The 18,479-nt window shown below is 58.3% G+C and carries 17 protein-coding genes; 2 read left to right on the plus strand and 15 right to left on the minus strand.

Translation table 11 applies throughout. The features are described 5' to 3' along the window. Window positions 1-30: 30 nt before the first annotated feature. Entirely contained in the window at window positions 31-780 is a 750-nt protein-coding gene (locus TU84_RS08665; RefSeq protein WP_048368638.1) for a CHAD domain-containing protein, read from the minus strand. A 28-nt stretch (window positions 781-808) separates the two neighbouring features. Continuing rightward, entirely contained in the window at window positions 809-1,087 is a 279-nt protein-coding gene (locus TU84_RS08670) for a hypothetical protein (RefSeq protein WP_048368639.1), read from the minus strand. Window positions 1,088-1,252: 165 nt separating this feature from the next. Between TU84_RS08670 and TU84_RS08675 the strand changes: the two genes are divergently transcribed. Further along, window positions 1,253-2,311 (plus strand): patatin-like phospholipase family protein, encoded by a 1,059-nt coding sequence (locus TU84_RS08675; protein ID WP_048368640.1) that lies wholly within the window; start codon window positions 1,253-1,255, stop codon window positions 2,309-2,311. 7 nt (window positions 2,312-2,318) lie between these two features. On the opposite strand, the gene TU84_RS08680 is transcribed toward TU84_RS08675, so the two are convergent. The 10 genes from TU84_RS08680 to TU84_RS08725 form a co-directional block, all read right to left on the minus strand. Next, window positions 2,319-3,005: a response regulator gene (locus TU84_RS08680; RefSeq protein ID WP_048368641.1), complete on the minus strand. Its 687-nt coding sequence runs from the start codon at window positions 3,003-3,005 to the stop codon at window positions 2,319-2,321. Window positions 3,006-3,041: 36 nt separating this feature from the next. Continuing rightward, the gene (locus tag TU84_RS08685; protein ID WP_048368642.1) at window positions 3,042-5,708 is read right to left on the minus strand and encodes a sensor histidine kinase; all 2,667 of its coding nucleotides are present in this window, start codon (window positions 5,706-5,708) and stop codon (window positions 3,042-3,044) included. Between the two features lie 90 nt (window positions 5,709-5,798). Further along, window positions 5,799-6,347, minus strand: coding sequence for a potassium-transporting ATPase subunit KdpC (gene kdpC / locus TU84_RS08690; RefSeq protein ID WP_048368643.1), 549 nt, complete (start codon window positions 6,345-6,347; stop codon window positions 5,799-5,801). A 21-nt stretch (window positions 6,348-6,368) separates the two neighbouring features. Continuing rightward, a complete protein-coding gene (gene kdpB, locus TU84_RS08695) occupies window positions 6,369-8,441 on the minus strand; it encodes a potassium-transporting ATPase subunit KdpB (RefSeq protein WP_048368644.1) in 2,073 nt (690 codons plus the stop codon). A 10-nt stretch (window positions 8,442-8,451) separates the two neighbouring features. After that, the gene (gene kdpA, locus TU84_RS08700) at window positions 8,452-10,146 is read right to left on the minus strand and encodes a potassium-transporting ATPase subunit KdpA (RefSeq protein ID WP_048368645.1); all 1,695 of its coding nucleotides are present in this window, start codon (window positions 10,144-10,146) and stop codon (window positions 8,452-8,454) included. An 8-nt stretch (window positions 10,147-10,154) separates the two neighbouring features. Further along, complete coding sequence (kdpF, locus tag TU84_RS08705) at window positions 10,155-10,244, minus strand: K(+)-transporting ATPase subunit F (RefSeq protein WP_048368646.1); 90 nt, start codon at window positions 10,242-10,244, stop codon at window positions 10,155-10,157. A 256-nt stretch (window positions 10,245-10,500) separates the two neighbouring features. Further along, entirely contained in the window at window positions 10,501-11,907 is a 1,407-nt protein-coding gene (locus TU84_RS08710) for a PI-PLC domain-containing protein (RefSeq protein ID WP_048368647.1), read from the minus strand. A 287-nt stretch (window positions 11,908-12,194) separates the two neighbouring features. After that, window positions 12,195-13,193: an RHS repeat-associated core domain-containing protein gene (locus TU84_RS25220; protein WP_053225204.1), complete on the minus strand. Its 999-nt coding sequence runs from the start codon at window positions 13,191-13,193 to the stop codon at window positions 12,195-12,197. Window positions 13,194-13,311: 118 nt separating this feature from the next. Beyond that, window positions 13,312-14,544 carry a hypothetical protein gene (locus TU84_RS08720; protein WP_048368648.1) on the minus strand — a complete coding sequence of 411 codons (1,233 nt, stop codon included), beginning with the start codon at window positions 14,542-14,544 and terminating at the stop codon, window positions 13,312-13,314. A gap of 27 nt (window positions 14,545-14,571) precedes the next feature. Beyond that, the gene (locus TU84_RS08725; RefSeq protein ID WP_048368649.1) at window positions 14,572-15,021 is read right to left on the minus strand and encodes a YcgN family cysteine cluster protein; all 450 of its coding nucleotides are present in this window, start codon (window positions 15,019-15,021) and stop codon (window positions 14,572-14,574) included. A 156-nt stretch (window positions 15,022-15,177) separates the two neighbouring features. Between TU84_RS08725 and TU84_RS08730 the strand changes: the two genes are divergently transcribed. Then, on the plus strand, window positions 15,178-15,771 hold the full coding sequence (locus tag TU84_RS08730) for a nitroreductase family protein (protein ID WP_048368650.1): 594 nt from the start codon (window positions 15,178-15,180) through the stop codon (window positions 15,769-15,771). 103 nt (window positions 15,772-15,874) lie between these two features. On the opposite strand, the gene TU84_RS08735 is transcribed toward TU84_RS08730, so the two are convergent. The 3 genes from TU84_RS08735 to rnd form a co-directional block, all read right to left on the minus strand. Then, window positions 15,875-16,807: a D-2-hydroxyacid dehydrogenase gene (locus tag TU84_RS08735; RefSeq protein ID WP_048368651.1), complete on the minus strand. Its 933-nt coding sequence runs from the start codon at window positions 16,805-16,807 to the stop codon at window positions 15,875-15,877. A gap of 101 nt (window positions 16,808-16,908) precedes the next feature. After that, on the minus strand, window positions 16,909-17,202 hold the full coding sequence (locus TU84_RS08740) for a YcgL domain-containing protein (RefSeq protein ID WP_048368652.1): 294 nt from the start codon (window positions 17,200-17,202) through the stop codon (window positions 16,909-16,911). Next, entirely contained in the window at window positions 17,199-18,332 is a 1,134-nt protein-coding gene (gene rnd / locus TU84_RS08745; RefSeq protein WP_048368653.1) for a ribonuclease D, read from the minus strand. Before rnd ends, TU84_RS08740 begins: the two co-directional genes overlap by 4 nt. Window positions 18,333-18,479 lie beyond the last annotated feature (147 nt).

The following is an 18,479-nucleotide window of genomic DNA, read 5'->3' on the forward strand; positions in this document are numbered from 1 at the left end:
AGCTCGCTCCTACAGAGGTATGTGAACGCCTTAGCGCAATTTGGCCAACACCCGGTCCGCGCGTTTCTCGCCTCGGGCCAAGGTGGCGCGCCATTGCTCAACGCACGGTTGCAGATCGGGCTGTTGCTCAGCCTGAGCGAGCCACTGCCAGGCGTCATGCCATTCACCCAAGGCCTTTTGCGCCTCTTTGAGGTGTTTCATTACGGCTTTGGGCACGCGGTCCAGCTCGGGGTAGGCTTCAGCGCCATAACGCACGCGCTTGATCAACAACCGGACCTTATGCCGGTCGTGAGCAGGATCTTTCAAGGCTTTGTGCAGCGCCTGCCATTGCTTGGCCAATATCGCCTCAATGCGCTGGCGTAACCCGCGCAATAAGCCCTCACGCTGGCTGGCGCGCAAAAAGCGCGGGAACGCCTCAAGGATCATCAGCAATTGCGACAGCTCGGTACTGGCCGCCACCCGCGGGTAGCTGCCGGCCAATTGTGTTAGCCGGCGCTTGGCCAGGGTCGGGTGGCCCTGTTGTTCCAGGTGCGCCGCCAACACTTCAAGGTCTCGCAGCGGGGTTGTCAAAACACCGACCTGCGAGGCCGACATTTCAAGCTGGACCACGCCCGGCAACCCCCGCAACGGGCGTAACAGGCTGCGTAAACGACGGACCGTCGTGCGCAGGTCATGCAGTGCTTCAGGATCGGTTTGGGCCGCTAAACGCGCCTGGCAGGCCAACAACTTGACCTCCAGACGTAAGCAGTTAGCCACGATCCGATTAACCAAATCAGACATCCTTACTCTCCCTCGTCAGGTTGGCGCCTCAACGCCCGGCGCGGGACTCCTGGATATAAAAGCGCGCCTTCTCGGCCTTGGCCGTGCAGCCTTCAAAGGCCTCGAATTGTTGCTGAGTTTTCGCCGCCGTCAGCAAAGACAGGGCTTTGGAATAGCTGACCGTACCGGCAAACCCTTCAGCCTTGGCCAGGTCCAGTTCGTGCCAGGCCGCGTCCAACTGCGTGCCGCAACTGTCACGATAAACCTTCTTGCCCGCGCAACCGACCAAAGCAATCGCCATTAATGGCACACAGATCCAAGCTTTCATGGGGCAAATCCTCAAATAATTGTTCAGTGCTAAGACGGGCAACCGGCCTAAAAGTGCCGTAACGCAAAACGTCGTGGAGCAAGACTAGCTCGCCAAACCGCTTTGAGCTGTCACTGACTCACACAAAAAGGCATTGTAAGCACTTGTCTTGCAAAGGACCGGCTCATGAAAAAACGTATTGCACTGGTATTAGGCTCCGGAGGCGCACGGGGCTATGCCCACATTGGGGTGATTGAAGAGCTCGAAAGCCGGGGTTACGAGATTGCCTGCATTGCCGGCTGTTCGATGGGCGCCGTGGTGGGCGGGATTTATGCCGCCGGCAAGCTTGATCAATACCGCGACTGGATTCAAAGCCTGGATTACCTGGATGTACTGCGCCTGGTGGACGTGAGTTTTCGCCTCGGGGCCATTCGTGGCGAGCGAGTCTTCGGGCAAATTCGCAACATTGTCGGCGAGATCAATATTGAAGACCTGCGCATCCCTTATACCGCCGTCGCCACCGACCTGACCCACCAGCAGGAAATCTGGTTTCAAGAAGGCTGCCTGCACCAGGCCATGCGCGCTTCGGCGGCCATACCCAGCCTGTTTACCCCGGTGATGCAGGGCAATCGCATGCTGGTCGATGGCGGTTTGCTGAACCCGTTGCCCATCGTCCCGGTGGTGTCCAGCCACTGCGACCTGATTGTCGCCGTCAACCTCAACTCCACCACGCAAAACCATTACCAGCTCCCCGTGATCCCGCGCCCGGCGGCCTTTAAAGGCCGGTTTAACAACCTGATGAATTCGCTGGGCTCTCACATTCCGTTTCGCACCCGCCAGGCGGAGCACCTGCTCGACCTTGAACAGGAGATGCTCAAGCCTGCCGCCGAGCCAGAAGCTGAAGTGCCCTTCAACCCCTGGATCGACTCAGCGCCCCCCAAGCCTGCGCCCAGCCTTGCGGCCAACACGCAAGGCGCGCCCAAGTCCGCCACCGGTTCGGTCATCATCGACAACGTCGGCCCCGCCTCGCTGCTGGATCTGATCAACCAGAGCTTCGAGGTGATGCAGACCTCTTTGGCGCAGTACAAAATTGCCGGATACCCGCCAGATATTTTGATCAACGTGCCAAAACGGGTGTGCCGCTTCTTTGAGTTTTACAAGGCCGCCGAACTGATCGCCCTGGGCCGGGAAATTGCCAAAGACACACTGGACCGCTATGAAGCTGACCAGCGCTCGCAACCCTGACGAGGCCTCAGCTCAACAGCCGGTAGCCCACACCGGCCTCGGTGGCGATAAAACGCGGCGAGGTCGGATCATCGGCCAGTTTTTGCCGCAAATGCCCGACCACAATCCGCAGGTAGTGGCTGTTCTCGACATGGCTCGGACCCCAGATGTCCTTGAGCAATTGCTGCTGGGTAATCACCCGCCCCGGATGGCTCGCCAGTTGCGCCAGCACCGCGTATTCCTTGCGGGTCAGGCCCACTTCTACGCCGTCGAGCAGCACCCGGCGAAACGCCAGATCAATGATTAGCGGGCCCAGCTCAACTGCCGCTTGCCGGGTTTCTCCGCTAGGGGCCTGACGCAACAAGGCGCGGATGCGCGCCAAAAACTCCTGAATGCCAAACGGCTTGGTCACGTAGTCATTGGCGCCACCGTCCAGCGCCTGAACTTTTTGCGCTTCGCTGGCACGCACTGACAACACCAGCACCGGCGCCGTCGACCACTCGCGAAACTCGCATAACACCTGTTGGCCGTCCATGTCCGGCAGGCCCAGATCGAGGACCATGACGTCCGGCTTGTTCAACGCCGCCTGGCTTAAGCCTTCGGCCCCGGTCGCCGCCTCAAGCACGGTGTAGCCCTGGGACGCCAAACTGATGCGCAAAAACTTGCGGATCTGAGGTTCGTCATCAATGACCAAAATCGTCGCTGGCTGGCTCATGGCAATTCATCGCAACAAAAGTAGGGCCAAAGAGTATCAGTCTTCACGCTCCGCCTCTTCCTGATCCATGGCCGGTTGATCGCGCAAGGGCAGAAACAAGGTGATGCAAGTGCCTTGCCCGTCGATGCCTTCAGCCACGGTGATGCGTCCGCCATGGGCGCCGACCATGCCCAAGCAAATGGCCAGGCCAAGCCCGGTGCCCTGCCCGCCTCGGTCGCCACGGGCAGCGGTGTAAAACATGTCAAAAATCTTGGCGCGGTCTTCTTCGGGAATGCCCGGCCCTTGATCACTCACCGCAAACCACAACTCCCCTTCATGCGCCCCGGCACTCAGGCGCAGTTGCCCATGGGGCGGTGAAAAGCGTGCAGCGTTCTCCAGCACATTGACCAAGGCCTGTTCGATCAACGCCGCATGCACATGCAACAGCGGCAGTTGCGGCGGCACATCCACTTGCACCTGCAACGGCGCCAGTACAGTGCGCAGCCGGTTCAAGGCACTGCCCACGATGTCGGCGGGTGACACCCAGTCACGGGCCAGTTTTAAGGCGCCGTGGCCCAGGCGGGTCATGTCCAGCAGGTTCTGGATGTAGCGATCCAGACGCTCAGCCTCATCGCGGGTGCCTTCGAGCAATTCACGCCGGTCTTCCAGTGCGATAGCCTCGCCCAGCGCCAGCAGCGTATCGATGCTGCCGCGCATGGTAGTCAGCGGGGTGCGCAAGTCATGGGACACCGAGGCCAGCAAAGCACTGCGCAGTTGTTCGGTTTCGCCATGCAGGCGCGCAGCTTCGAGGTCTTGCGCCAACCGCGCACGGGCCAGCGCCTGGGCCAGCGGCTGACTCAAGGCCATCAACAGGCGCCGACGTTGGCCACTGAGGGTTTGGCCGTCTTTGGGGCTCACGCCGAGCAAGGCCAGTGGCCCTTCTTCAGCGCTGATCGGCCACCACCACCAATTGCCCATGGGCAACGTGCCCGTGCCTTTGCCTGCCGGTTGAAGGTGTGACCAGGCCCAGTCCGCAGCGGCGCGCTCGGCTTCGTTGAAATGCAAAGGGCCGCCGGTTTCGATGGTCCAGTCGCCGTTGTCATCGCGCTTGAGCAGGCACATGTTGAGCTCTTTCCAGCCACTCAAATGCTGGGCGGCGGCATTGATGACTGCCTGACGGTCCGTGGCAGCGGTGAGCTTGCGCGACAAGTCGAGCAACTGCGTGGTTTCTTCCTGGGTGTCGCGCAAGGCTTGCAGTTGTCGGCGTTGGCGCGCGGCCAGGTTACCGGTAAGAGCCGCCATCAACAGAAAGAACAACAGCGTGAGTACGTCTTCTTCGCGCTGGATGCTGAACGAGAAATTGGGCGGGATAAACAGAAAGTCGTAAGCCAAAAATGACATCGCCGCACAGGCCAGCGCTGGCCCAAGGCTGCTGCGCACCGCCACCAGCAACACCGCCGCAAGAAACACCAGCGAGATGTTGGGCAGCGCCAGCACACTGGAAACCCCCCAGGCCAAGGCGCTGGCCAGCACCGTGGCCACCAGCGCCAGACCATAGTCAAACCACACCAGCGTGTGCTTGCCACGGGTAACCACCGGCGCGGGCGATTGCTCGTGGTCGAGCACGTTGATTTCCAGGCCATGGGCATCGCGCAGCAAGCGCGCAGCCAGCCCGCCACCAAACATCCGACGGCGCCAGGTTAGCCGCGACTGCCCCACCAACAGCAGACTGGCCCGACGCTCGCTGGCGTGCTGGATCAAGGTTTTGGCCACCTCGCCCGCACGCAGCAACACCACTTCGCCGCCCAGGCGCTCGGCCAATTGCTGGGCACTCTGCAAGCGCAAGCGCGATTGCTCGTCACGCACGGTGCCGTTATCCACATGCACCAGGCTCCAGGGCAAATGCCGCCGCTCTGCGACCCGGCTGGCATGGCGAACCAAACGCTCGGCATGCACATCACCGTCCACGCCCACCAACAGCCGCCCACGCAGCGCCGGGGCCGATTGCCCTTGCTGGCGATAGCCTTTGTCCAGCTCATCGTCGACGTACACGGCGGCGGTCTGCATCGCCAGTTCACGCAGGGCGTTGAGGTTGGTCTGGGAGAAAAACGCATCGATGGCCGCACGAGCCTGCTCAGGCACATAGACTTTGCCTTCGCGCAGCCGCTCCAGCAGCTCACGCGGCGGCAAGTCGATCAGCAACAGCTCATAGGCTTCCTGGACGATCCAGTCGGGCACGGTTTCACGCACTTGCACCCCGGTGATACCGCGCACCTGGTCGTTGAGGCTTTCGAGGTGTTGAACGTTGACCGTGGTGTAGACGTCAATGCCCGCTGCCAGCAACTCTTGCACGTCCTGCCAGCGCTTGGCATGGCGGCTGCCGGGGGCATTGCTGTGGGCCAGTTCATCGACCAGCACCAGCTTGGGCTTGGCCGCGAGCAGGCCATCGAGTTCCATTTCTTCAAGCTGCACGCCGCGATACTCCGAGCGCAGCATGGCCAGTTGGGGCAAACCGTTGAGCAACACTTCGGTTTCAGCGCGACCATGGGTTTCGACCACCCCGGCCAACAGCGTGACCCCTTGGCGCAATTGGGTGTGCGCGGCCTGCAGCATGGCGTACGTCTTGCCAACGCCGGGGGCCGCGCCCAGAAACACTTTGAGCCGGCCACGGCCGGCGCGTGGCAAGTCAGCTAACAACGCATCGGCGCGACCGGAATGGCTCATGGGTTTGTCCTGATGAATACATAAACTGTAGGAGCGAGCTTGTCTCGCGAGTTTTAAAGATCGCGAGGCGAGCTCGCTCCTACAGGAGATTTACTGCAACTGCGCCAACGCCTGGTTCAGCAACAGCACATTGACCACCGGCGGGCCTATCAACGGTTGTTCGATGTGTTGTTCAAGCAACTGTTCAACCGTTTGTACCGGCAAGTGCCGAGCCGCTGCAACCCGTACCAGTTGATAGCGAATTGCCTCCGGTGGCAAGTGCGGGTCCAGACCGCTGCCCGACGTGGTCAGCATGGCCATTGGCACCGGGCCTTGATCCGGCACGGCAAGCTGCGCCGCACTTTCCTTGACCCGTGTGGCCAGGGCCGGGTTGCTCGGCGCCAGGTTGCTCGCCGAACTCGACACCGTGGCAAACGCGCCCGCCGAAGGCCGTGGGTGGAACCAGTCATCACCGGTAAAGTCTTGCGCAATCAATGCCGAGCCCTTGACCTGCCCGGCGCTGTCACGCACCAGGCTGCCGTTGGCTTGCTGCGGGAACGCCACTTGGGCGATCCCGGTCACGACCAGCGGGTAAGCCACGCCGGTAATAGCGGTCATCAACAGCATCAGGCTCAAGGCCGGACGTAATACATTTGCCATGATCAATCCCTCCGAAAACGCTTAAACCAAGTGCAGCGCAGTGAGCAGCATGTCGATCAGCTTGATGCCGATAAACGGCACCACCAGCCCGCCCACGCCATAGATCAGCAGGTTGCGACGCAGCAAGTGTGCAGCGCTGGCCGCCTGTACCCGCACCCCGCGCAGAGCCAAGGGAATCAACACCACGATGATCAAGGCGTTGAACACGATGGCCGAGAGAATCGCGCTCTGCGGGCTGGCCAAATGCATGATGTTGAGCACGCCCAACTGCGGGTAGATCGAGGCAAACAGCGCCGGCAAGATCGCGAAGTACTTGGCCACGTCATTGGCAATCGAAAAGGTCGTCAGCGCGCCTCGCGTCACCAGCAGTTCCTTGCCGATTTGCACTACGTCCAGCAGCTTGGTCGGATCGCTATCGAGGTCAACCATGTTGGCCGCTTCACGCGCCGCCTGGGTGCCGTCGTTCATCGCCATGCCCACGTCAGCCTGAGCCAGCGCCGGGGCGTCGTTGGCGCCGTCGCCGCACATCGCTACCAGGCGGCCGTCGTTCTGCTCATGGCGAATGCGCGCCAGTTTTTTCTCGGGTGTGGCTTCGGCCAGCACATCATCCACCCCGGCTTCGGCTGCGATTGCGGCGGCGGTCAACGGGTTGTCGCCGGTCACCATCACGGTCCGAATGCCCAGCTTGCGCAGTTCGGCAAAGCGCTCGCGAATGCCGGGCTTGACCACGTCTTTGAGGTGGATCGCGCCAAGCAAACGGCCCTGGCCACAGACCAGCAACGGGGTACCGCCACTTTGTGCGATTTTGTCGATTTCACGGGACAACGCAGGCAGCACTTCGTGACGTTTCATACCAACAAACGCCAGCACCGAATCCACCGCGCCTTTGCGGTATACCCGGCCGTGGTAGTCGATACCCGACAAGCGTGTTTCGGCGGTAAACGGCACCGCTGTGAATTCATCGGCCGCAGGCTCAGTGAAGCTGTGCAAGCCGCGAATGAATTCGACAATGGATTTGCCTTCCGCTGTGTCATCCGCCAACGACGCACGCAGCGCCCCTTCAGCCAGCTCTTTGGCGGTCACACCAGGTGAAGCATACAGAGCGGCGCAACGGCGGTTACCAAAGGTGATGGTGCCGGTCTTGTCGAGCATCAGTACATGCACGTCACCCGCCGCTTCAACCGCACGGCCCGATTTGGCGATCACGTTGAGGCGCACCAGACGGTCCATACCGGCGATACCGATGGCGGACAGCAAGCCACCAATGGTGGTCGGGATCAGCGTAACCAGCAGCGCCACCAGAAACACCAGCGGCAGGCTGCCACCGGCATAGAAGGCAAACGGTTGCAGGGTCACCACCACGATCAGGAAGATCAGGGTCAGGCCGATCAGCAGAATATCCAGGGCGATTTCGTTCGGGGTTTTCTGTCGCTTGGCGCCTTCGACCAGGGCAATCATGCGGTCCAGGGTCGACTCGCCGGGGTTGGTGCTGATGCGCACCAGCAGCCAGTCCGACACCAACCAGGTGTTGCCGGTGACCGCCGAGCGATCCCCGCCCGATTCACGAATCACCGGCGCAGACTCGCCGGTAATCGCAGCCTCGTTGACGGCGGCAATCCCTTCGATCACCTCGCCGTCACCGGGGATCATCTCCCCAGCCTCAACGCGCACCACATCGCCTTTGCGCAGGCGGGTGGCCGGCACGATTTCAAAGCTCCCCGTGGTGGTCCGGCGGCGAGCACTCAAGCCCTCACTGCCGGCCTTGAGGCTGTCGGCACGGGCTTTACCGCGACCTTCGGCCAAGGCTTCGGCAAAGTTGGCAAACAACACGGTGAACCACAGCCAGATGGCGATTTGCACGGCCACCGCGGTGGGCACCGACGCTTCCGGCATAAAGCACAACACCGAGGTAAAAATGGCGGTCAGCTCAACCACCAGCATCACCGGCGAGCGTTTCAGCTGGCGCGGGTCGAGTTTGACAAAGGCTTGCAACAACGCCGGGCGCCAGAGGTCGGCAAACGCCGTTTTAGGGGTTTGCGGCGCCTGGGTTTCAGGCGTAGGCGTCAATTTTGAAACAGGAGCAGGCATAGTCATGATCGTCTCCTTAGAAGCCCATAGTCAGTTGTTCAGCGATGGGACCCAGTGCCAGCGTCGGCAAGAAGGTCAGGCCGCCTACCAGCAAAATGGTCACGGTCAGCAGTGCCACAAACAACGGGCCGTGGGTCGGGAAGGTGTTTTGGCCAACCGGTGCGGTTTTCTTCATCGCCAGACTGCCCGCCAGGGCCAGTACCGGGAGGATGTAACCGAAGCGTCCGAGCAACATGCCCAGGCTCAGCATCAGGTTGTAAAACGGCGTGTTGCCACTGAGCCCGCCAAACGCCGAGCCGTTGTTGGCACTGGCCGAGGTAAAGGCGTACAAGATCTGGCTGAAACCGTGTGGGCCGGGGTTACTCACCGCCGCCACTGCACTGGGCAATACCGCCGCAATAGCGGCCAGCACCAGCACACCCACCGGCATCACCAGCAGGGTCACCACCAGCAATTGCACTTCTTTGGCTTGCAGCTTTTTACCGAGGTACTCCGGGGTGCGGCCGATCATCAGGCCGGCAAGGAACACCGCGATCAGCACGTTGAGCAACATGCCGTAGAGCCCGGCGCCGACACCGCCGAAGATCACTTCGCCGACCATCATGTTGACCATCGCCACCATCCCGCTCATGGGGTTGAGGCTGTCGTGCATGGCGTTCACCGAACCGTTGGAAGCGGCGGTAGTGGTCTCGGCCCACAGCACTGTGGCGGTGGTGCCGAAGCGGACTTCCTTGCCTTCCTGTGGCGCAGTGTGCTCAACCAGCGGGCTGTTCAGCGTCGGGTTGGGCTGGTACTCGGCATACAGTGCGGTGCCGCCACCGATCAGGAACAACGCCAGCATGCAGGCCATAATGGCCCGGCTTTGGCGCAGGTCTTTGACGTAATGGCCAAAGGTGAACACCAGCGCCACCGGGATCAGGATGATCGAGGCCAGTTCAAACAGGTTGCTCCAGGCTGTCGGGTTCTCGAAAGGGTGCGCCGAGTTGGCACCGAAGAAACCACCACCATTGGTACCCAGTTGCTTGATCGCAATCTGGCTGGCAGCCGGGCCCAGCGGGATCACCTGATCGACACCTTGCATCGTCACAGCGTTGACATAGTGCGCAAAGGTTTGCGGCACGCCCTGCCACACCAGAAACACCGCCAGCACCAGGCACAACGGTAACAGGCCATACAGCGTGGCGCGGGTCATGTCAGCCCAGAAGTTACCCAAGGTTTTAGTTGAGCGGCGGCTGATACCGCGACACAGCGCGACCAGTACCGCAAGGCCGGTGGCGGCACTGACAAAGTTCTGCACGGTCAGGCCGACCATTTGGCTGAGGTAGCTGAGCGACGCTTCACCGCTGTAACTCTGCCAGTTGGTGTTGGTGACAAAGCTCACCGCCGTGTTGAACGCCAGCGTCCACTCTTGCCCCGGCAAGTGTTGCGGGTTGAGCGGCAGGTACTGCTGAAACAGCAGAATCGCGAACAGGATGACAAACCCCGCGAGGTTAAAGGCCAGCAGCGCCAGCATGTATTTAACCCAGCTTTGCTCGCTGTTCGGATCAACCCCGGCAATGCGATAGCACACGTTTTCGACGGGCCCCAGTACCGGAGTCATCCAGGTACGCTGACCTTCCATCACTTTGTAATAAAAGCGCCCCAGCCACGGTGCTGGCAGTAATACCAGAACGAAGAAGGCCAGAATCAGCGCATAGTCATAACTGTGCATATCCGCTCCTAGTTCTGATCTGCGCGCAACAGCGCAACCAACAGATAAACGAACAGCCCCACTGCCAGCAGCAGGGACACCCCATCCAGAACGCCCATGACAACTCTCCCAAAGCGGCACCTGCCGCGTGTAGGAAGAGTGTGTGCAATGTGGGCGTAAAGGATCGAGATCGAGAGGCGTACGGGGGCGTAAAGAAGGTGTAAAAAATGAATGACAGGAAGCAATTATCTCTGCGCAGGCTACCTTCTGCTCCGCAAGTTATAACGTGGTCCTGTTAGAGCAGCCGATCATACAAGCCGCCGCCAGACTGGCGGCGACCACCATTTAAGCCTGTATTTTTTGTTAAGCCTTTACTCAGGACCAAGAGCCAAATCGTTCCCAAACGGTTCCGTACCTATAGCCTCCAAAGTCGGCCCCCTGCACGACTGCTACATACACCCCGCCTTCAACCATGGGAAACATAGCACCCGCCGCGTTCTTAGAAACTAATTTTTGATATACCGCAGGACTGTTATCTATACCTTCCTTCTGCAAGCGAAAAACTGTTATCTCCACTTGAGGGAAGTCGTAAAAGCTATTTATATCCAACATTATGAAAGCGACCCTATTGGAACCAGTACCTTCAATACGTATATTTTTTATCTTAGAATCCCCAGAACTGTTTGGGTCACTAAACGCAACAATAGGAGCGGGAGCAGTTGTATTAACGCTTAACATTTTAGACTCTGAAATTTTCCCCCTGGCATCCAACGCACGAACAGTCAAGTTGAACATCTGATTCCTCGCGACGGGGATTTCAATATTATGACAACCATTAGATAATGTGTGCGGATACGCCATAAAGCCCCTTCCAAGAAAGTCAATCTGGTATTGCACCGCCCTCAAAACAGGATTAATAATCAAATGAAATTTTTCCGAAACATAGTTATACCCACTTTGCTCAAGTTCAGGAGCATAAAACGGCGCAGCATCGAGATTGTAATTTATACACTTTTCAATCAAACCATGATCAAGCTCAGAACAGACGCTCGGCTGACCAGCACTCATAGCAGGAGAACTGGTATTCGCCACAACGAGTGTTGAAATACATTCTGTGACGGCATTACAAATTAAACGCAGCGGCAACGTGGCTTTGTGTTCTTTTCCCGCAGGCACATCAGTCTTGACCCAGCCCTGCCAGCGATAAGGCCAGATTAAATCATCATCCACACATCTATCCCAACTGAGAACAATGTTTTTCCCTGGATAATCTTGGTGTATCTGCATCAAATTCAAAAGGGCCGCACGGCGCGGTATCAAGCTCGTTGATCGCAAGCCATTAACAAAAAGATCTCTCAACTGACTGTCGTTAAATTGATCCATGGGCGAGAAACAACCATGAATATGTAAAACAATAATCTCATTGTTAATGATCGGCTCTGGCGCACTGTAGTAAGTATTACACCAATCGATCAGGCTCTGTACGGAGTGCAAGGAAGGCAAGTTATTGTAGTGAAAAACCCAATGCCCTTCCTCATGTTGGTAAATTCGTAAATCCAACGCCCTGATACCGGCCTCAATCTGGAATCCCCAGGGCGACCCGGTGGAATCGGACCCGTTGCTTTCATCCTGCTGACCGTCGCATTCAATCAACCCTGAGAGCTGGGTTGAAGGGATTTTTAGCTCATGCAACTTTAAAGTGCCCAGCAAGGGATGAAGGGAGGTCATCCAATGTTTTACGTCGCCATCAGTCGCGATTGTTTTTCCCGATTGCCTGTCCATTGTGCAGCCTACCTATAATATTGCGCACACACCGTAAGGCATAAAATCTTAAATAAATGCCAGCACCAGCACAACTAGCAGATCTGATAGGTATTCGTTATCCATACGTTATCAACAGCGAACCTTCAGGTACGCTTCAGTCCGTATGTTTATCGAATCGAACGGTATGAAAGCACCCTTTGTTTGCGACAGCCTTGATTACCAAGTTCTCAGGTAGAATTTGAGCTATTTATCGGCATTATCGTTGCTGCCATAAAAGACGGCAGTGTGCTCCAATCAAACCAGCATTATCTCTGGCTACGCAGAGCAACGCCGGTCTTAAAAGCCTTTGCATCATGAGGTCCCGCAGACAGAAAGCCGAAAAAGTTGAAGCTCGCGCCCACGAGTCTTTCTGGTCCAGACGTATTAATTAACCAATATGCAGCCGCGCTTGCATGTGCGCCTGCGTTGGAGGTATGTCCCCTCTCCACGTTCGTCAAGAGGGCGCCGTAGTGGTTACCTGCAACCTGATCCAAGGGGACGCCATTAGTGTTCAAATTATGATTGACCGTAACCAACGCACGAGAAAAAGGCTGGCTCAGCGAGCCTTGTGAGGCCACGTGATTAATATGCTGTCTTCCAGGTGAGTCGAACGTTCGCGTCCCAGGGACGGATACCAATGCTCTATAAGTCAAGTCAAACACCTCTTGTGCTTGCTCAAGCACTCCAGGTGCAGTAGATCCGGTAACTGCAACTGCCGGAGGCACCCTGCGTAGCATTTTTAACCACTGGGTAAAAAATCTACCCGTTGGGTCCTGTTTGTTAACAGGATCGCCCGAACAATATGCGTAGGCATTAATACCGCCTTTTGAAAAGGGGCTCAGCGAGTCAGGGCTGTTAAATCGCATCAGTACCGGGTTATACGCTCGATGACCATTGCCCAATAAATAGTGACCGGTAATAGCTTCAGGCAATTCGCCGTTAAACCCCACCAACGCACTCGCACTGTCGAGAGACCGGGAATAACCATAAGGGCTATAGACAACGTTATTAACCGGATGCAGTGGCTTGACAAGGCTTATGGCAGAACCGGGCAAGTCGGTTGCAAATAAGGTGGCCCCTGTAGAGTCACGTTGTGCAAGCGCTTGATGATTATTGCGCAACAGCGAAGTGGCCACGTTGCCCTGAATGGCCGTTACCCACTGATCTCTCTGATAGAAGCGCAACCCGACAGGCTCATCCGAACGCGTAAACGCTATATAGCGATCAAGGGGATCATAGTTAAAGCTGATGATTGAAACCGTCATGGTTTGACACTCCAGTAAATGAAACTGAAGTGTCTACCATGTGCCGATTTGGAGCACCTGACAATAGGGCCAGGTTGTATGCCCAAATATGTAAATCAATATCAGTGCGATGCGCAGATTAGCGCAGCAATGGGCTGTCCAACACACTGGAGCTCCCGTCCAGCACACTTTCGCTGAGCTGGATGAAAGACGCCGTGTTCACCTTGTCCATGCGCATCAGCGCCCGGCTCACGTCATCCAGCGAACGCTTGTTGTGTGTTTGCAAGCGTATTTCGCGGTCCAGTGCCTGCAACACCGTTACCGCACGGGCCTGCATCGCCTGGTTAACGGTCGCTGCGCGCAAATGAGTGACGCCTTTACCGGCCGCATTGAGCCGATGCTGCAGGGTCTGATAACGCTCGTCGCTCATGCCGCCCGCACGGCGCAGCAGTTCAATGGCGTAGTACTCACTGAGACCGTCAACGATCCACTCATGGCCTGGCTCGGCATTAATGCCGGCAAACACTTGCACCACTTCTCGCAGTAACGGGCTGCTGCCGCTTTCGCTGACCAGCGGCAGGACGCTTGAGAGATAAATTGAGTTGTGGTCAGCCGTACTGCCTTTCCACATCGGGCTGGCCGCCCCCACGATCAACAGTTTAGGTGGGTTACGCGGGAACACGGCTTGCACTTGCGGCCACACAAACGTCAGCAAGGTGATGACATCCATGCGGTGCATGCCCTGCCCTTTTGGCGCCGACACGGTCACTTCGGTTTCACCCAAGGTGGTACGCCGGGTGCCTAGCGTGCCAGCGAGCATCCAGCCCGTAGGCCGGTCAAACACCCGGGAAGCATCATCGATACGAAAGCGGTTCTTACCGATACGCGGCCACGCGGTTTCAACACTTTTCCAGCCCTTGGGCAGTTCGAACTCAAGCCGCGAGACCAACTCGGTGCCGTCTTGTTGATCGAGGCTTGCAGGCGGGACCAACTGTTCACCGCGAAACAAGGCCCACGTCGGGGTCATGAGGGTGTCGTAGCTGCCATTTTTAAGCGGGTGATTCAACTGCACTCGGTAAGTGAGGCTGGCCTTGCCCGGCCCCGGATGCCACAGGACACGGCTGTGCTCGGGGTCCGGGGTCAATTGCCACTGCCCGTCCGCCTTGAAATCGCTGTAACTGTCGGGCACCCCCAGGTCGAAGTCCAGGCTACGCACCGCAGAGCCTTCAGCCAGGGTCACGCGCACCTGCGCCTGATTACTCTGCGGCATCAGTTGCACGTGGTAATCCAGGTCGACTTTTTTGCCCGCCCACAGCGGGCCGCTGGCGATAATCAGCAATACGCCCAAAGGCCATTTAAAACACAGCGGCATACACACTCCTTTGCACCGCTCCGGCACTTAACCGGCGCGGAAAATCAGGTGATCTTCCCAGTCGTCTTCCGGCACGCTGCCCTCGGCCAGCATGCGCCCGGATTGCGAAATGCGCTCATGATGCACGGCCTCAGGGTCCCCGCAGACCAGGTGGTGCCAGAGCGGCAAGTCCTTGCGCTCGCTGACCAGCCGGTAACCGCAGGTGGGCGGCAACCACTTGAACTCTTCAGCCTTGCCGGGTGACAACTGGATGCAATCGGGCACGCTGTCACGACGGTTGGCATAGTCGCTGCACTGACAGGTTTTCATGTCGAGCAATTTGCAGGCGATGCGGGTGTAGTAGACGCTGTTGTCCTCTTCATCCTCGAGTTTTTGCAGGCAGCACAGGCCACAGCCGTCGCACAACGACTCCCACTCCTCTTGATCGAGTTGATCGAGGGTTTTGCGGATCCAGAAGGGTTTTACGATTGCGGCCATGGCTCAAACATCAACATCAGGGAGTGGAAAAGGCCGCCAGTCTAGTGCCCAAGCTGTCGTGGGCCAAGCGCTTGTGACTGACGGCGTAACAGGACTTGTCAGCTTGCAGACATGACAGTAGTTTTGCGGCTGGTTAAATCCACTCAGGAAACTCGAATGCCAACCTCCAACCGCGTTGCCGAACACCCGATTCACGAGCAATTCACCCAGCGCTGGTCACCGCGCGCCTTTACCGACGCAACCCTGGACAAGCCAACCCTGCTGAGCTTTTTCGAAGCGGCCCGCTGGGCCCCGTCGGCATACAACGCACAGCCTTGGCGCTTTTTGTTCGCCCTGCGCGGCACCCCTGAGTTTGAGCGTTACTTGAGCCTGCTGGTTGAGTTCAACCAGGGTTGGGCCAAGCACGCCGCGGCATTGGTGGTAATCGTGTCGAAAACCACCTTCGCCGCACCGGGCAGCACAGAAGAAAAACCTGCACCCACCCACGCCTTTGATACAGGCGCCGCCTGGGGCCAACTGGCCTTACAAGCGCACTTGAGCGGCTGGCACACCCATGGCATGAGCGGTCTGGATTTTGAACGGGCTCGCACCGAGCTGAAGATCCCTGAGGGTTACGCGGTTCAAGCCATGGTTGCCATTGGCAAACTGGGCGACAAAGCGAGCCTGGTGGACTACCTGCAAGCCAAGGAAGTCCCAAGCCAGCGCGAGCCGTTGAGCAAGCTGGTGGCTGAAGGTGATTTCAGCCTGTAAGGGGTTTGAGGACACTGCAGCCTGTAGGAGCGAGCTTGCCTCGCGATCTTTAAAGATCAAAAGATCGCGAGGCAAGCTCGCTCCTACAGTATGAATGGAGCCTTTAATACCCGCGTTCGAAGTCCACTTCTCCACGCAGCGGCTCGCCCGCCTGGTATGCGCGCAGGTTGTCGATGAACAGTTGCACCATCATCGGCGGTGAGGTGGGTGCCGAACTGTGGCCGGTCAGCAGTAGACCCCAGGCTGTCCAGAACGGGTGTTTGGCCGGCAATGGTTCTTGGCGGCAGACGTCAATGATGGCGCCGGCCAAGTGCCCCAGACGCAGCGCTTCAACCAAGTCAGCATCCACCACCGCCACACCCCGCCCGGCATTGATGAAAACGGCGTTGGGGTTGAACAGGGCAAACAGTTCGGCATCGTACAGGTCGTGGGTTTCAGGGGTGTTGGGCAACAGGTTGATCACGTAATCCATCTGGCTGACCAAACGCGGCAGATCACCCAAGGTCGCAACCTCGATGAACGGCGCCTGTTCCCGCGCGCTGCTGGCAATGGCGTACAACTCAACCCCGAACGGTTGCAGGAACTGCGCCACGGTCTGGCCGATGTCACCTGCACCGACGATCAAGACCTTGCGCCCGACCAGGCTCTGGCCCGTGCGATTGTCCCATTTGCGCTCGACCTGGCTGACCAGCCGCGCCATCACTTCACGTTCGTGACCGAGCATGTAGGTCAGTACGTATTCGGCCATGACCTGACCAAAAATACCGACCGCACGGCTCAGCCGGTAATCGCGCCCCAACCCTTCAGCCAGTAACGGGGTGATCCCGGCCCAGGTCGATTGCAGCCATTGCGGCGTGTGCCCTTGGCGCAACAGGGTAGCCATCAGGTCCGGCTGGCCCAGCCACACCGGGCAGTCGGCAGCCAACTGCGCCAGTTGCGCCGAGTCGCCACTGGTGTGCACTTGCAGTTCAGGGGCCGCTTGTTGCAAGAGTTGGGCGTACAGCGAGTAATCTTGCTCGGCAATCAGGACACGCATGCTTCTAACCTTATTAAAACATTGCCAGCCGCCGCGCCCGGGTTTGCTCCATTGCGTTCAGCCACCGGCAATCAAAGTGAGTCTGTTCTGCACCAGAGCCTTTACACAGGGTCGTTACGACGCAACAGCTCTTCAGGCAAGTGCTCGATGTATTCGTCTTCGGCCGGCGGCATTTGCAGGTGGTAGCCCTGTTCTTTGAGGTTTTCCAGGACTTTACCGATGTCTTCACGGGCCAGTGTGCGCTCCGGGGTCAGCACCAGATCGAAGGCGTGCTGCGGTTTGCCAAAACCACTCAACAGGGTTTCTGGCACACGCTCCAGTGCTTCGGCTTTTAACACGTACAGGTACATGCCGTTGCGTTTTGGGCTGCGGTAGATCGAGCAAATATGTTTCAAGACGGTTCTCCAGCGTCGGCCAGGCAATCAAGCAGCGCCTGGCCCATCAACTCACGACGCCAACCGCGCAGTGAATCGGGCAATTGATAAGGCCCCTCGGGGTAGCCGCTTTTGAGCAGGGCTTCGAGGGTTTTCTTGCGCAGCATCAGCTCAGGCGCAATGTTCAGACGCTCAGCCTCGGCCTGACCGATGGCACGCAGGCGCTTGACCAGCGCAGCAGCCTCGACCGGCAACGGCTCAGGCACGGCCGGGGGCCATTGGTCCGGGCCCAGGCTGCTTGCCCGCTTGATCAGATCCAGCAGGAACTCGCCATCCTGACGCACCGTGCGCGGGTGCATGTCTTCAATGCGCGCCAGGGTCACTAGGTTATCTGGCTGGGTTTTGGCCAATGGCCACAGCGCATGCTCACGCACCACACGGTTGCGTGGCAGGTCCCGGGCGCGGGCTTGCAGCTCACGCCAGGCGCACACTTCGCGCAACACCGCGAGTTGCTGACGCGAGAGTTTCCAGGCCAGCTTGGCCTCTCGGTACACCTCGTAAGGGTCGACCTCACGGCGCAGGTTGGCCACCAGTTCGGCGCCGTCCTCCAGCACCCAGTTGTACTTGTCATCCGACAGGCGCGGACGCAACTGCACATACACCTCAGCCAGATGCTGGGCATCTTCAGCGGCGTAGCTGATCTGCGTTTCCGACAACGGGCGTTGCAACCAGTCAGAACGGGTTTCGCCTTTAGGCAGGTCGAGGTCGAGCACCTCTTTGACCAGCCTCGAATAACCCATCGAGAAGCCCAGGTTCAGATAGGCCGCTGCCAGTTGGGTGTCGAACAACGGCGCAGGCAAGCTGCCCGTCAGGCGCAACAGCACTTCCAGGTCTTCACTGCACGCATGCAGCACTTTAACCACCGCCGGGTTTTCCAGCAGTGCAGCCAGCGGCTGCCAGTTGTCGATGGTCAAGGGGTCAATCAGAAAAGCCCGTTCGCCGTCGCCAATTTGAATCAGCCCGGCAATCGGGTAAAAGGTGTCGACCCGCATAAATTCGGTGTCGAGGGCTATGAATGGCAAGTGTTGCCATTCGGCACAATGTTGGCCGAGGCTATCGTTGTCGCGAATCCAGTGAATATCGATGGCCACACGGCTCTCCCTTGAAGAATGGCGCGCAGTATATATCGCTACCAGGGTATTCCGAGCATCGACTCGCAATCTTGGCGACGAAAAAACCTACGCATTAAAAGGCTATGACCTTCAATACTTCGTTATTTTTTGTCAGTAACTTTATCT

The organism is Pseudomonas helleri (genome assembly GCF_001043025.1).
Taxonomy (GTDB): Bacteria; Pseudomonadota; Gammaproteobacteria; order Pseudomonadales; family Pseudomonadaceae; genus Aquipseudomonas; species Aquipseudomonas helleri.

Coding starts and splice junctions, on each gene's coding strand:
- TU84_RS08665 (WP_048368638.1), bottom strand. CDS start 780: ATGTCTGATTTGGTTAATCGGATCGTGGCTAACTGCTTACGTCTGGAG.
- TU84_RS08670 (WP_048368639.1), bottom strand. CDS start 1,087: ATGAAAGCTTGGATCTGTGTGCCATTAATGGCGATTGCTTTGGTCGGT.
- TU84_RS08675 (WP_048368640.1), top strand. CDS start 1,253: ATGAAAAAACGTATTGCACTGGTATTAGGCTCCGGAGGCGCACGGGGC.
- TU84_RS08680 (WP_048368641.1), bottom strand. CDS start 3,005: ATGAGCCAGCCAGCGACGATTTTGGTCATTGATGACGAACCTCAGATC.
- TU84_RS08685 (WP_048368642.1), bottom strand. CDS start 5,708: ATGAGCCATTCCGGTCGCGCCGATGCGTTGTTAGCTGACTTGCCACGC.
- kdpC (WP_048368643.1), bottom strand. CDS start 6,347: ATGGCAAATGTATTACGTCCGGCCTTGAGCCTGATGCTGTTGATGACC.
- kdpB (WP_048368644.1), bottom strand. CDS start 8,441: ATGACTATGCCTGCTCCTGTTTCAAAATTGACGCCTACGCCTGAAACC.
- kdpA (WP_048368645.1), bottom strand. CDS start 10,146: ATGCACAGTTATGACTATGCGCTGATTCTGGCCTTCTTCGTTCTGGTA.
- kdpF (WP_048368646.1), bottom strand. CDS start 10,244: ATGGGCGTTCTGGATGGGGTGTCCCTGCTGCTGGCAGTGGGGCTGTTC.
- TU84_RS08710 (WP_048368647.1), bottom strand. CDS start 11,907: ATGGACAGGCAATCGGGAAAAACAATCGCGACTGATGGCGACGTAAAA.
- TU84_RS25220 (WP_053225204.1), bottom strand. CDS start 13,193: ATGACGGTTTCAATCATCAGCTTTAACTATGATCCCCTTGATCGCTAT.
- TU84_RS08720 (WP_048368648.1), bottom strand. CDS start 14,544: ATGCCGCTGTGTTTTAAATGGCCTTTGGGCGTATTGCTGATTATCGCC.
- TU84_RS08725 (WP_048368649.1), bottom strand. CDS start 15,021: ATGGCCGCAATCGTAAAACCCTTCTGGATCCGCAAAACCCTCGATCAA.
- TU84_RS08730 (WP_048368650.1), top strand. CDS start 15,178: ATGCCAACCTCCAACCGCGTTGCCGAACACCCGATTCACGAGCAATTC.
- TU84_RS08735 (WP_048368651.1), bottom strand. CDS start 16,807: ATGCGTGTCCTGATTGCCGAGCAAGATTACTCGCTGTACGCCCAACTC.